This window comes from Pseudomonas putida, assembly GCA_041071465.1.
GTDB classification, from domain to species: domain Bacteria; phylum Pseudomonadota; class Gammaproteobacteria; order Pseudomonadales; family Pseudomonadaceae; genus Aquipseudomonas; species Aquipseudomonas putida_P.
Genome location: CP163498.1, coordinates 5766880 through 5779989, shown reverse-complemented (window position 1 = coordinate 5779989; position 13110 = coordinate 5766880). Strand labels below are relative to the sequence as shown.

At 65.1% G+C, this 13110-nt stretch carries 14 protein-coding genes; 7 read left to right on the top strand and 7 right to left on the bottom strand.

The annotated features are described in order from the left end of the window. Positions 1-86: 86 nt before the first annotated feature. The gene (locus AB5975_26535) at positions 87-389 is read right to left on the bottom strand and encodes an AzlD family protein (protein ID XDR19983.1); all 303 of its coding nucleotides are present in this window, start codon (positions 387-389) and stop codon (positions 87-89) included. After that, the gene (locus AB5975_26530; GenBank protein XDR19982.1) at positions 386-1105 is read right to left on the bottom strand and encodes an AzlC family ABC transporter permease; all 720 of its coding nucleotides are present in this window, start codon (positions 1103-1105) and stop codon (positions 386-388) included. The genes AB5975_26535 and AB5975_26530 overlap by 4 nt, the downstream gene beginning before the upstream one ends. A 119-nt stretch (positions 1106-1224) precedes the next feature. Here AB5975_26530 and AB5975_26525 point away from each other — a divergent pair, with 119 nt between their 5' ends. After that, positions 1225-1689, top strand: a complete 465-nt coding sequence (locus AB5975_26525; protein ID XDR19981.1) for an Lrp/AsnC family transcriptional regulator — start codon at positions 1225-1227, stop codon at positions 1687-1689. Positions 1690-1707: 18 nt separating this feature from the next. On the opposite strand, the gene AB5975_26520 is transcribed toward AB5975_26525, so the two are convergent. Beyond that, on the bottom strand, positions 1708-2559 hold the full coding sequence (locus tag AB5975_26520; protein ID XDR19980.1) for a LysR substrate-binding domain-containing protein: 852 nt from the start codon (positions 2557-2559) through the stop codon (positions 1708-1710). Between the two features lie 279 nt (positions 2560-2838). On the opposite strand from AB5975_26520, the gene AB5975_26515 reads away from it, so the two are divergent. Genes AB5975_26515 through metC form a run of 6 tightly spaced genes read left to right on the top strand, consistent with a single transcriptional unit; the run spans position 2839 to position 9249 of the window. Further along, on the top strand, positions 2839-3678 hold the full coding sequence (locus AB5975_26515; GenBank protein ID XDR19979.1) for a transporter substrate-binding domain-containing protein: 840 nt from the start codon (positions 2839-2841) through the stop codon (positions 3676-3678). After that, positions 3678-4412: an ABC transporter permease subunit gene (locus AB5975_26510; protein XDR19978.1), complete on the top strand. Its 735-nt coding sequence runs from the start codon at positions 3678-3680 to the stop codon at positions 4410-4412. Before AB5975_26515 ends, AB5975_26510 begins: the two co-directional genes overlap by 1 nt. After that, on the top strand, positions 4402-5082 hold the full coding sequence (locus AB5975_26505; protein ID XDR19977.1) for an amino acid ABC transporter permease: 681 nt from the start codon (positions 4402-4404) through the stop codon (positions 5080-5082). The genes AB5975_26510 and AB5975_26505 overlap by 11 nt, the downstream gene beginning before the upstream one ends. Continuing rightward, entirely contained in the window at positions 5072-5890 is an 819-nt protein-coding gene (locus tag AB5975_26500) for an amino acid ABC transporter ATP-binding protein (GenBank protein ID XDR19976.1), read from the top strand. The genes AB5975_26505 and AB5975_26500 overlap by 11 nt, the downstream gene beginning before the upstream one ends. A gap of 29 nt (positions 5891-5919) precedes the next feature. Then, a complete protein-coding gene (locus AB5975_26495) occupies positions 5920-6510 on the top strand; it encodes a cysteine dioxygenase family protein (protein ID XDR19975.1) in 591 nt (196 codons plus the stop codon). 48 nt (positions 6511-6558) lie between these two features. Further along, a complete protein-coding gene (metC, locus tag AB5975_26490; protein ID XDR19974.1) occupies positions 6559-9249 on the top strand; it encodes a cystathionine beta-lyase in 2691 nt (896 codons plus the stop codon). Here the strand turns inward: metC and AB5975_26485 are convergent, their stop codons facing one another. From AB5975_26485 to AB5975_26470, 4 genes are read right to left on the bottom strand one after another with little or no spacing between them, the layout of a single operon-like run. Next, a complete protein-coding gene (locus AB5975_26485; protein XDR19973.1) occupies positions 9250-10263 on the bottom strand; it encodes a methionine ABC transporter ATP-binding protein in 1014 nt (337 codons plus the stop codon). It abuts the gene before it with no gap. A gap of 41 nt (positions 10264-10304) precedes the next feature. Next, on the bottom strand, positions 10305-11075 hold the full coding sequence (locus AB5975_26480) for a MetQ/NlpA family ABC transporter substrate-binding protein (GenBank protein XDR19972.1): 771 nt from the start codon (positions 11073-11075) through the stop codon (positions 10305-10307). 26 nt (positions 11076-11101) lie between these two features. Next, the gene (locus AB5975_26475; protein XDR23038.1) at positions 11102-11767 is read right to left on the bottom strand and encodes a methionine ABC transporter permease; all 666 of its coding nucleotides are present in this window, start codon (positions 11765-11767) and stop codon (positions 11102-11104) included. Positions 11768-11777: 10 nt separating this feature from the next. Continuing rightward, positions 11778-13001 carry an SfnB family sulfur acquisition oxidoreductase gene (locus AB5975_26470; GenBank protein ID XDR19971.1) on the bottom strand — a complete coding sequence of 408 codons (1224 nt, stop codon included), beginning with the start codon at positions 12999-13001 and terminating at the stop codon, positions 11778-11780. Positions 13002-13110 lie beyond the last annotated feature (109 nt).

Genomic DNA, 13110 nt, shown 5'->3' with positions numbered 1-13110 from the left:
GAGTCATTCCTTGCGTGCAGCCATCGTCGCGTGAACCCGGCGCGAGGGCTTGATTTGGGTCAATGGAGTGTAGGTGCAGCGGCGGATCATGCCAGCAACAGCATCCGCAGCACCCCGGTCACGACAATGGCGAACACCACCACCGGCAAGAGCGAAAACCGTGTGGCTGCGTACACCGTGAGCCCCAGCGCAATCAGGTCGGCCGGCTGCCCGGAAACGAACTTGGGAGCGATCACGGCAATCAACACGCAGCCGGGCGCGGCGTTCAGCACCTGGGTCAGCTGTGGCCCCAGGGTGCGCTTGCGCAGCAGCAAAAAGCCCAGCGCACGGGTCAGGTAGGTGGCCACGGCCATGCCCAGGATGGTGACCAGCGTCGAAACGTCCATCATGGCTTGGCCCACAGGTAAGCGCTCACCAGGCCAGCCACGGTACCCGCAAGCACGTACCAACCACCGGGGATCAGCAGGTAGAACAGCGCTGCGGTGAGCAGGCTGAACAGCCATGGCACGGCGGCATGTACGCCTTTCCACATGCCTTTGAGAAGTACCAGGAAGACTGCCGCGAAGGCCATGTCGAAGCCATAGCTGCGAAGGTCGCCGAGCAGCGGCCCGGCCTGCGCGCCCAGGCTGGTGAACGTGACCCAGGTGGCCCACAGGCTCAGCGACACGCCCATGAAATAGCGCAGGCTGAAGCCACCGCGCTGGCGCGCATCGGCCAGGCCCATGGCCCAGCTCTCGTCACACATGAAGAACAGCGCCCCCAGTGCCTTGGGTAATGGCAGGTGGCGCAGGTACGGCGCCAGTGTCGCGCCCATCAGCAGGTGGCGGCTGTTGACCAGCAAGGTCATGGCGACAATCACCAGGATTGCCGGTGGTGAGGTCCACAGCTCGATGGCGGCGAACTCCGAGCCGCCACCGAAGTTGAGGCCGGTCATCAACGCCACTTCGCCGGCTGCCAGCTGGTGCTGGGAAGCTTGCGCGCCCAGTACCAGGGCGAAGGGGATGAAGCCCAGCAGCACCGGCAGGGCGGCAACGGCGCCCCGGCGCAATTCGCTTTGCGGTGTGGTGGCAGGGGGATCGTTCAGTACAGGTTCAAGGGTATTCATGGTCACCTCCAGTGGAGGAAAATTATTCCAATGAATCGCTGGAATTGGCTTGCGTAGTTGCACAGATGCGCAGAGCATTTGGCATCTGCTACCGAATACTTAAAAAAAGAGAACGTTCAATGCCAATCAAGCTCGATGCCATCGACCGCCGCATCCTGCGCGCGCTGCAGCGCGACGGCAGGTTGCAGAATCAGGAACTGGCCAAACAGGTGGGGTTGTCTGCTTCGCCGTGCCTGCGACGGGTGCGGCTGCTGGAGGAGGCTGGGGTGATCGAGCGTTATGTGGCATTGCTGGACCCGGCCAAGGTCGCGCTGGGCCTGACCCTGTTCGTGCGCGTATGGCTGAAGCGTCAGGATCAGGACACCACCGATGAGTTTGTCGAGGCCGTGCGCCAATTGCCCGAAGTGGTGGAGTGCCATGTGATGGCGGGCGACTGCGACTTGTTGTTGCGGGTGGTGGCGGCTGACCTGGAAGCCTATCGGCGCTTTCAGATCAAGCACCTGACCAGCCTGAGCGTGGTGCAGAACGTGAAGACCGAAGTACCGATGGAAAAGATCAAGCTGACCACTGAGCTACCGGTGTAGCTGCGCGGGTGCCAGCCATCACAGCCCCGCGCTGGCGCGCACCATCGCGTAGGCCTGGCGCACCAGCGGGTTGACGGTGTTGGCCCGCACCCACAAGTGGTAGGTGACATCGGGTAGCGCCGGCAGGCCGTCGCTTTGGCCGAGCACACGCATGTCGGGGCCGACCATCTCCTGGCTGCGCGCAGTAATGCCCAGGCCGGCGCGCACCGCTGCCTTGACGCCGATCAAGTTGGACGCCAGGTACGCCTGGCGCCAGGCGATACCGGCCCGTTCCAGGGCCTCCAGGGCCAGTTTGCGGTACAGGCTGGGCTCGTCCACCAGCACCAGCGGCAACGGCTCGCTGGGCAGGTGCTGATACTGCGCCGCGCATATCCACCACACCGGTGAGGTACGCAGCGCAAAGCCTTCCAGGCCCGGTGCGGTGCGGGTTGAAATGACCATGTCGACCTTGCCGCGCTGCAAGTCTTCCATCAGGAACGGGCTGCGGCCAACGTCGATTTCCAGGCGCAGGTTGGGCGCCGAGCGGGCGATGTGGCTGAGCAGTGGCGGCAGGATGGTGTCGGCGATGTCGTGGGGCGAGCCGATCCGCAGCACGCCGCTGGGGCCATCCAGCCGCAGGCCGGCGAGCGCCTCGTCATTGAGCGCGAGCATTTGCCGGGCGTGGCGCAGCAACTGACGGCCAGCGTCGGTCAGCGACTTGTGGCGGCCTTGCTTGCGCAATAGCGGTACACCTACCTGTTGTTCCAGGCGTTGCATGTGTTGGGTGACCGAGGCCTGGGTGCGGCCCAGGTTGCGGCCGGCTTCGGCGAAGCTTGAATGGTCGGCGATGGCGACGAACGTACGAAGCAGGTCGAGGTCGAGGGTGCTCATGGAGTGGGCCAGGCAGCGTTGGGGGAGAGGGGCGCACAGTGCTTTTACATTAATGATGCACGGCTAAAGATAATGAATACTTATCTATTGTTGGGTGCTTGATCAAGAGGCTATCTGTGTGCCCCCTATTTTTCGAGGCTTATATCCATTTTGAAAATTTTCCGTTCATTCAGTGTTATAACGATAGGCGATATTTGAATTTCCCCTCATCCCTGCAACTTTCTAGCATGCGCGCTCATTGGCCGGGTGTTCCGGCTGCCGGGACGAGGAACCCCCATCATGTCGCTGTCCACCATTGCCCGTCGCGGGCTGCTCGCATCGTTGCTGGCCACCACCACGCTGGCCGCCAGCGGCCTGGCCCAGGCCGATGCCACCCTGGACAAGGTCCAGCAACGCCACAAGCTGGCCGTGGGCGTGGTGTTGTCCGGTGGCCCGTTCGGGGCCATCGACCCAGCCACCCGCGAACCGGTCGGTTTCAGCGTCGACCTTGCGCGTGACCTGGCGCGCCAGCTGGGCGTGGCGGTCGACCTCGTTGCGGTGCAGCCGGCCAACCGTGTGCAGTTCCTGCAGCAGGGCAAGGTCGACCTGCTGATCGCCAACATGGAATGGACCCCCGAGCGCGACAAATTGCTGGGCCACGTGCCCACGCCGTTCTACCGCGTGGGCGGTACCGCGGCGCTGGCCAAGGACAGCCCGATCAACACCTGGGCCGGGCTCAAGGGCCAGCCGGTGTGCACTTCGCAGGGCAGCAGCTACACCCAGGCGCTGGTGGAGCTGGGTGCCGACATCAAAGCCTTCAAGACCTCGGCCGAATCGCTGCTGGCCCTGCGCGGCAACAACTGCGTGGCTGCCGTGCACGATGCCACGCTGATCAACCCGCTGCTGGCCAAAGGTGGCGAGTGGAGCGGCTACCGCGCCCTGGCCCCCGAACTCAACCCGGCGCCGTCGGTGATCTGGACGCGCCTGGGTGAGACCGACACCCAGCAGCGCCTGGACCCGTTCGTCAAGCAGTGGCACCGCAGCGGCTGGCTGATCGAGCGTGAGCAGGCCAACCACATCACCCCGGCCTCGCCGGCGTTGGTGGAACTGCGTGCCAAGTTGCAGGGCGAAGGCGCCTGATGAGCGAGGTTCTGCACGGGCTGGTCGGGCAGCTCGCCCGGCTTGGCCTGAATTACGGCTTTCTGTTCGACACCTACGCCAGCGGCAAACTGCTCGAGGGCGCGTTGACCACGGTCTACCTGTGCCTGTTCAGCGTGGTCGGCAGCCTTGTGGTTGGCGTCTTGCTGGCGGCGGCGCTTACGTCCGCACGTCGCTGGTTGGCCTGGCCGGCGCGGGCCTTTATCGAGGTCACTCGTAATACGCCGACGCTGGTGCAGTTGTACTGCGCGTTCCTGGTGCTGAACATGCTGATCAACCAGAGCCTGGGCAACGCCAACCCGATGACGCCCTTTGCCTGGGTGGTGCTGGTGATATCCCTGCACAAAGGGGCGTTTCACGCCGAGGCCTTGCGCGCCGGCATCGAGGCGGTGCCGGCAGTGACCCTGGAGGCGGCCAGCTCGCTGGCCTTCAGCCGCCGCCAGCAACTGCTGCAGGTACAGCTGCCGCTGGCCGTGCGCTTTGCCTTGCCGGCGCTGGTCAACAACCTTATCGACCTGGTGAAGATGACCGCCGTGGCGTCGGCGATCGCTGTCAACGATATTACCTATGCCTCGATCATGATCTGGACCCAGGGCGACAATGTCATCGAACTGATGATTCTGATCCTGGCGTTCTACGGCCTGCTCAGCTTCGCTGTCAATTGTGCCGGTCGCGCCGTGGAAGCGCGCCTGAGGATGCCGGGTTATGGCCATTGAGAACCTCGCCACACTGTGGCATTGGTCACCGACCCTGGGGGCGGGCCTGTTGCAGAACATCCAGATCAGCGTTGGCGCCATTGGCCTGGGCACGTTGCTGGGCTTGCTCATAGGCGTTCTGTCGCTGTCGCCCTTGGCGCCACTGCGCGGTGTCGCACGGCTGTGGGTGCAGGTGTTCCGTAACGCACCGTGGCTGGTGCTGATCTACTTCACCTCGTACGTGTTCCCGTTCGAAATCCAGGTGGCCGGCACCTGGCTGGCCTTTCCCGACTGGCTCAAGGTCACGATCGGCCTGGCCCTGCCTGCCAGTGCCAATGTTGCCGAGATTTTCCGTGGTGCGGTGGCTTCTATCCCGGCTACCCAGTGGGAGGCTGCGCGTTCGCTGGCCTTCAGCCGCGTGCAGATCTTCCGTTCGATCATTCTGCCGCAGTGCCTGCGGCGCATGTTGCCGCCCTGGATGAACTTGTACGCGGTAGTGACCATGGGCACCGCGCTGGCTTCGCTGGTGGGGGTGCACGACCTGATCGACAGCGCGCAGATTGCCGCCAACACCGTCAACCGCAGCGGCTTCACCGTGCTGGTGTACTTCAGCGTGCTGGCGTTGTTCTTCGCCTACTGCTACCCCATTGCCCGCCTGACCCAACGCCTGGAGCGCCGCTATGCCTTCTGAACCCTTGATCCAGTTGCGCGACGTGCACCTGGCTTTTGCCGACAACCCGGTGTTGCGTGGCATCGACCTTGATGTGCAGGCGGGCCAGGCGGTGTCGATCATCGGCCCGTCCGGCTCGGGCAAGTCGACCATCCTTCGCTGCATGACCGGCCTGCTGCGGCCGCAGCGTGGCAGCATCTGCATTGGTGGTACCCAGGTCGAGCGTTTGCGCGGCGAGGCGGAGCTGATTGCCCTGCGCAAACAGGTGGGCTTTGTCTTCCAGCAATACAACCTGTTTCCCCATTTGAGTGTGCTGGACAATTTGCTGATCGCCCCGACCAAGGTGCTTGGGCGCAACCGCGCCGAGGCCCGCGAGCAGGCCCTGGCGCTGCTCGACAAGGTGCGCCTGGGCCACAAGGCAGCAGCCTTCCCAGGTGAGCTGTCGGGTGGCCAGCAGCAGCGTGTTGCCATTGCCCGTGCCTTGGCGATGCGGCCCAGGTTGATCCTGTTCGATGAAGTGACCTCGGCGCTGGACCCAGAGATGGTTGGCGAAGTGCTGGCGGTGATCCGTGAGCTGACCGAGGAAGGCATGACCTGCGTGCTGGTCACCCATGAAATGCGCTTTGCCGAAGAGATCAGCGACCAGGTGTATTTCACCGAGCATGGCCGGATCGTCGAGCATGGCAGCGCCGAACAACTGTTCCGCGCCCCGCAACACGAGCGTACCCGTGCCTTTCTGCAGCATGCGCTGGGTGAGGGCGGCCAACGCCCGAGCCGCCCGGCGCCCGATGTTTTCAGCAACCTGGGGCGCTACAGCCTCAGCGTGTGACCTCCGCTAGCCAAGAAGAGAAACCGATAATGTCCCGTGAATCCGTGATCCAGCCGTTTCTGGCGCAAGTGCGCGCTATCCATGAGCGTGGTGTCGACCGCGCCGCCCTGCAGCAGATCGTCCGCTTGCTCGAAGGCCTTGCCGAGCGCCGCGAACTGTTCAATTTCGAGCGCTTCCCGGCACCGGACGCGACCACCGGCGAGACCCAGTTCCGCTACCGCCTGAACGATGATGGCGAGTCGCCGACCCTGTACGTCAACTCGCTGCTGCCGGGCAAGGCGACCCTGCCACACAACCATGAGACATGGGCAGTCATCGTCGCCGTCGAGGGGCAGGAGCTGAACCGGGTGTATCGCCGCGAAGATGACGGCAGCGACCCGGCCCGTGCACGCCTGGCGCTGGAGCAGGAGATCGTGGTGCAGCCAGGGACCTCCGTGGCGTTCCTGGGTGAAGACCTGCATGGCATTCGTGTGGAGGGAGATCAGCCGACCTTGCACTTCCACCTTTATGGTCGGCCGCTGGAGTCGCTGGAGAACCGTTACGGGGTCAAGGACGACGGCAGCGTGGTGAACTACAACAAATCACAGATGGCGCCTTCGATCGCGGCATACGGCCTTTGATCCGTATTGCCTGAGCTCAACCCTGTAAACGACCACGGACTGCGTCCCATGACTCCCAGCATCACCCCCGCGCTACTGCATGACTGGCTGTTCGACGGCCACGAAATCGCCCTGTTCGACCTGCGCGAGCACGGCCAGTACGGCGAAGCTCACCTGTTCTACGCCGTGAACCTGCCGTACAGCCGGCTGGAAATCGAGGCCCCGCGCCTGGCGCCCAACCCGCTGGTGCGTCTGGTGGTCTACGACGCAACCGGCGGCGAACTGGTGCAGCGCGGCGTGCAGCGCCTGCAGGCGCTGGGCTACAAGGCCGTGCATTGGCTCGAAGGCGGTAGCCAGGGCTGGCAGGCCGCTGGCTTTGAATTGTTCGCCGGTGTGCACCTGCCCTCCAAGGCCTTTGGCGAACTGGTCGAACATGCCTGCCACACCCCACGCATCAGCGCCCAGGAGCTGGCCGAATGGCAACGCCAGGGCAAGCCGCTGGTACTGCTCGATGGCCGGCCACTGGACGAGTTCGCCAAGATGAACATCCCCGGCGCCACCTGCTGCCCCAACGGTGAACTGGGCTACCGCCTGGAGGACCTGGTGCATGACCCCCAAACACCGGTGGTGATCAACTGCGCAGGGCGTACCCGCAGCATCATCGGCGCGCAAACCCTGATCAACCTCGGCATCGACAACCCGGTCTATGCCCTGGAGAACGGCACCCAGGGCTGGTACCTGGTCGACCTGCCACTGGAGCACGGGGGGCAACGCGGGTATCCGCCGCATAGCGGCCAGGCACTGGGGCGGCAACGGGCACGCGCCACGGGGTTGGCGCACAAGGTCGGGGTGCAGTGGGTGGCAGCGGCGCAGGTACAGGCCTGGCAGCAGGATGCACAACGCACGCTGTTCCTGTGCGATGTGCGCACCCCGGAGGAGTTCACCGCTGGCAGCCTGCCCGGCGCGCAGCATTGCCCAGGCGGGCAACTGGTGCAGGGCACCGACTTGTACATTGGCGTGCGCAAGGCGCGCGTGGTGCTGTTCGATGGCGACGGCGTGCGTGCCCCGGTGGTGGCCAGCTGGCTGCGGCAGATGGGGCATGATGCGTACGTCCTCGAAGGCGGCCTGGGCAGTGGCTTGGCATTGCCGGCACAGCCGCCGCTGGCGGTAACCTTGGCCGAAGCCAGCGCTGCAGAACTGGAGGGCGCCTTGCTGCTGGACCTGCGCCCGAGCACGGCCTACCGCCAGCGCCACGTGCGCGGCGCGCAGTGGGCGATCCGCCCAGGGCTGGCCGAGCAGGTGCGTGAGCAGTCTGGGCGCCTGGTGTTCATTGCCGACGACCCTCGCGTCGCCGAGTTGGCTGCCAGCGAACTGCCAGATACACAACGTCGCGCTGCGCGCCTGTTCCCCCAGGCGTTGCTGGCCGAGTGGCCGCAGGTCGCGGACGACACCTCGTTGCCAGACGCCGCCTGCATCGATTTCCTGTTCTTCGTCCATGACCGACACGCCGGCAACAAGGAGGCGGCACGCCGCTACCTGGCCTGGGAGACCGGGCTGATCGCACAGATGAGCGCCGCCGAGGTTGCCAGCTTCACCCCCCTGACGCACAGCGACCCGGTCGCTACACGGCTGGTGCATGCCGGGCGTGGCGAATCGGGCCAAGGGGCCCACGGCGTCAACCCACCGGTCAGCCGCCTGAGCACCGTGCTGTTCGACAGCGTCGCCGAACAGCGTGAAGCGCGCAGCCATCGGGACCAGCAACGGGTGCTCAGCTACGGTGCCCGTGGCAACCCCACGGCCTTTGCCCTCGAAGACCTGGTCAGCGAACTGGAAGGCGGCTACCGCTGCAAGTTGTTCGTTACCGGGCTGCAAGCCATCACTCAGACCTTTCTCGCCTACTTGCGCCCCGGCGACCATGTGCTGCTCAGCGATGGGGTGTATGGCCCGGTGCGGCGCCTGGCGCGCGAGCTGCTGCAGCCGTTCGGTGTGCAAGTCAGCTATTTCGCCGCCGATGGCCACGGCCTGGAGGCCGCGTTGCGCCCGAACACCCGCATGGTCTACAGCGAGAGCCCGAGTTCGTTGCTGTACGAGCTCAATGACCTGCCGGCCATGGCTGCGTTGTGCAAGCCGCGCGGGATCCTGCTGGCGGTCGACAACACCTGGGGTTCGGGTTACTTGTACCAGCCGTTGGCATTGGGCGCAGACATCTCGGTGATGGCCCTGACCAAGTACGTGGGCGGGCACAGCGACGTGATGATGGGCAGCGTGTGCACCACCCAAGAGGCCTTCGCCGCGTTGTCGCGCAGCAGCGATACCTGCGGCTGCACGGTCAGCCCGGACGATGCTTGGTTGGTGCTGCGTGGGGCGCGCAGCCTGGCCAGCCGCATGGCCGTGCACGGGCGCCAGGGCCTGGAGATCGCCCAGTGGCTCCAAGCACGCGAGGACGTGGCGCGGGTGTATCACCCGGCGTTGCCGGAGCACCCGGGGCATGCCCTGTGGCGCCGCGACTTCAAGGGCAGCAATGGCCTGCTCAGCCTCGAACTGGCCGACGCCAGCCTGGGCCGGGCAGAAGCGTTCATCGATCGCCTGCGCCTGTTCGGCATCGGTGCCTCCTGGGGTGGCTACGAGAGCCTGGTGACCCTGGCCGAGCTGGGTGAGCGCAGCTTCGCAACCCCGGTGCGTGGTGCATTGGTGCGCCTGCACGTGGGCCTGGAAGAGGTCGGCTCGCTACAGCGCGACCTCGACCAGGCGCTGCGCTGATCAGGCCCAGTCGGCGCGGTCTGCCAGCAACCTGGCCTGGCGCAACAGCTCGTCGTCTGGCGTCGCGCTGGCGATGGCCAGGCGCAGTTGCCCAAGGAACCGCCCCTGGATAGGGGCGATCGTGCCCGAGAACAGGCTCACCCCATCGCCCAGCGCGGCACCGATGGCCGCCAGATCGGGCTTCAGCCCTTTGCCGCCGGTGTAGTGCAGGTCGAGGTAGCGTTTGTCGGCAGCAATGGCCTGTGCTGCAGGCGCGGCCTCGCCGAGCAACGTGCGGCTGACGGCGTGCTGCGGGTTGCCGAACACTTCCCACACCGCGCCCGTTTCGACGATGCGGCCTTGTTCCAGTACCGCTACACGGTCGCACAGATCACGGATTACCTGCATTTCGTGGGTGATCAGGACGATGGTCAGGCCCAGCCGCTGGTTGATGCTGCGCAGCAGGTCGAGGATCGCCTGGGTGCTTTCCGGGTCCAGCGCCGACGTCGCTTCGTCGCACAGCAGAATCTGCGGCTCCAGCACCAGCGCCCGAGCAATGCCGACGCGCTGCTTCTGGCCGCCGGACAGTTGCGCGGGGTAGGCGCCGCCACGGCCGGCCAGGCCGACCAGGCGCAACAGCTCCGCCACCCGGGCGCTGCGCTGTGCTTGCGGCACCCCGGCCATGCGCATTGGCAGCTCGATGTTCTGGGCGACCGTGCTATTGGCCAGCAGGTTGAAGTGCTGGAAGATCATCGCCACCTTGCGCCGCAGCGCGTGCAAGGGCTTGCCTTGCAGCCCGGCGATGTCCTGGCCGTCGATCAGTACCTGGCCGGCGCTGGGTGCTTCCAGGCGGTTGAGCAGGCGAAGCAGCGAGGACTTGCCCGCGCCGCTGCGGCCGATGATGCCGAACACCTCGCCCCGGCGCACTTGCAGGTCGATGGCGTCGAGCGCGCTGACGGCGCCATAGCGTTTGTGGATGCCGCGCAGGCACAGGTGCGCGTCGGTTGGCTGGATTTGCTGCTGGTAACGGCTCATGTTCGGGTTCCATGCCCTCCGTCACCAGAGGGCGTCAGGGGTCAGAAACCAGGGGCGATCTGGCCTTTGTAGCGGGTCAGGATGAAGTTGCGCACTTCAGGGGAATTGAGTGCCTTGGCCAGCTTCTGGATACCCGGGTCCTGCAGGTTGTCGGGGCGGGCGACCAGGTATTCCACGTACAGGTCCTTGCCTTTTTCAACGATCAGCGCGCTGTTGGTATCGATGCCGGCCTCCAGTGCGTAGTTGGCGAAAACGAAGGCCAGGTCGACCTGTTTCACCGAGCGGGCCAGCATGGCGCCTTCCAGTTCGCGGATCTTCAGGTGGTGGGGGTTGTCGGTAATGTCGCGCTGAGTGGACTGCGGGTTGGCCGGGTCTTTCAGCGTGAGCAGCCCGGCCTCGGCCAGCAGTACCAGGGCACGGCCAGTGTTCACCGGGTCGTTGGGAATGGCGACGCTGGCGCCGTCGGGCAGCTCGGCAAGGGTTTTGTACTTGGCCGAATAGGCGCCGAATGGCTCGATGTGCACGCCTACCACCGGCACCAGGTCGGTGTGCCGGGTCTTGTTGAAGTCGTTGAGGAATGGCCGGTACTGGTAGTAGTTGGCGTCCAGGTTCTTCTGCGCCAGTTGCAGGTTGGGCTGGATGAAGTCGTTGAACACTTTGATGTCCAGGTCGACCCCTTGCTTGGCCAGGGCCGGTTTGACGAACTCGAGGATTTCCGCATGCGGTACCGGCGTGGCGCCAACCACCAGGTGTTCGGCGGCCTGGGCACTGAAGGCGAGGAAAGCGGCGAGGGCGGTGAGGGTGTTTTTCATGGTCAGTACCTGAGAAGAGTCGGGGTTCAGCGGCGGGTGAAGTGTCTTACCAGGCGGTCACCGCTCATCTGCAGCACCTGCACCAGCAGGATCAGTAGCAGCACGGTGACCACCATCACATCGGTCTGGAAGCGTTGGTAGCCGAAGCGGATCGCCAGGTCGCCCAGGCCGCCGCCGCCGATCACACCGGCCATGGCGGTGTAGTCGACCAGCACGATGGCGGTGACGGTGACCGCCGCGATCAGCCCGGTGCGCGCTTCGGGCAGCAAGGTGTAGCGGATGATCTGCGCGATGCTGCCGCCCATGGCCTGGCTGGCTTCGACCAGGCCACCGTCCACTTCGCGCAGTGCGGTTTCTACCAGGCGGGCGAAGAATGGCGTGCAGCCGACCACCAGCGGCGGGATGGTGCCCTTCACGCCCAGCGACGTGCCGGTCAGCAGGGTGGTCAGCGGAATCAGCACGATCAGCAGGATGATGAACGGCAGCGAGCGCAGCACGTTGACCACCACCGACAGGCTTCGGTACAGCGGGCCGTGCGCCAGTAACTGGCGCTGCCCGGTCAGGTACAGCAGTACGCCAAGGGGCAGGCCGAAGAGCACGGTAAAGCCCAGTGCGGCGCCCAGCATGCTGAGCGTTTCCAGGCAGGCCTGGGCGATTTCCGCCCAGTCGACGTTGGTCAGCAGGTCATTCATTGGCGTGGCCTCAGTTCCAGTCATGGCGAGGCGGCTTGACGCCGTTCAGTGCCCAGTTACCGACCAGATGGTACTTCCAGCGCACCGGGTCGTGCAGGGTGTGCACGCGGGCGTTGCGCCAGTGGCGGTCGAGATTGTGCCGGGTCAGCGACGAGCGCGTGCCGCCCAGTTCGAACAGGCGGTTACTGGCTTCGATGGCGGCCTCGGTGGTCAGTACCTTGGCCTTGGCCACTGCAATCGAAGCCAGGGCCACGTTGTTTTCATCAGGGGCGGGTTTGGCCGCATCCAGGGCCTGGCCTGCACGTTCGAGCAGGGCTTCGGCGGCTTCCTGACGAATCTCCAGCGAGCCGACCTGGATGATGGTCAATGGGTCTTCGCTGGCCTTGTCGACCTGGGCATCGATCCACGGCCGGGCATGCTCACGCACGAAGGCGAGGGTGTCGTCCAGCGCTGCGCGGCCGATGCCGGCGTCGATGGCCGCTGTGGTCAACTGAGCGAAGGGGCCGGCGAGGGTCGGGCTTTCGTAGGAGCGGTAGCTGGGGAACAGGTTGAATGCCGGCACCCGCAGGCCGTCGAGCAGCACCGTGCCGCTGGACGTGGTGCGCTGGCCCATGCTGCTCCAGTCATCGACGATCACCAGGCCGGCACTGCCTCGTTGCACGAAGGCCAGTTGGGCACGGTCCTGCTCGTCCAGGGCCAGCACGCCGAGCCAATGGGCGTACAGCGAGCCGGTGCAGTAGCCTTTGCGCCCGTCGATGCGGTAGCCATCGCCCTCGGCGACCAGGCGTGTGCGAATGTCCTGGACGGTTTTGCCGCCGGTTTCCGACAGGGCGTTGGCAAATCGGTGCCCTTGCAATACCAGGTCGTAGAAGTAGCGTTGCTGCTCTGGCGTGCCTTGCAGGCGTATGTCTTCGAGCAGGCAATAGTGGTTTTGCGGAATTTGCCCAAGGGATGGGTCGGCAGCGGAGACGATGGCGATCACGCGGGCAAGCGTGGCGAACGATACTTCGGCGCCACCGTAGGCCCGCGGCACGGTGATGCCCCATAGCCCGCTGTTGGAAAAGGCGTCGACGATGTCGGCCGGTACTTCGCGGTTGCGGTCGCGTTCGGCTGCGCCCTCGCGCAGCAGTTCGGCGACTTGATGGGCGACGGCAAGCGCCTCGGCGTCATCGCGAATGATGTGCGCCGCTGGCGTGCGGATTTCGTAGTTGGCGGATACGGTAGGGGCAGGCATGAGCAACTCGTCGTGTAGGCGGATACCTTCACGTTGCAGCTGCTGTGCCAACCTTTAAAGCCAATGAAATCAGGCTTTTAGCTTAGTGTTTCGAGGGGTATCTGCCTGA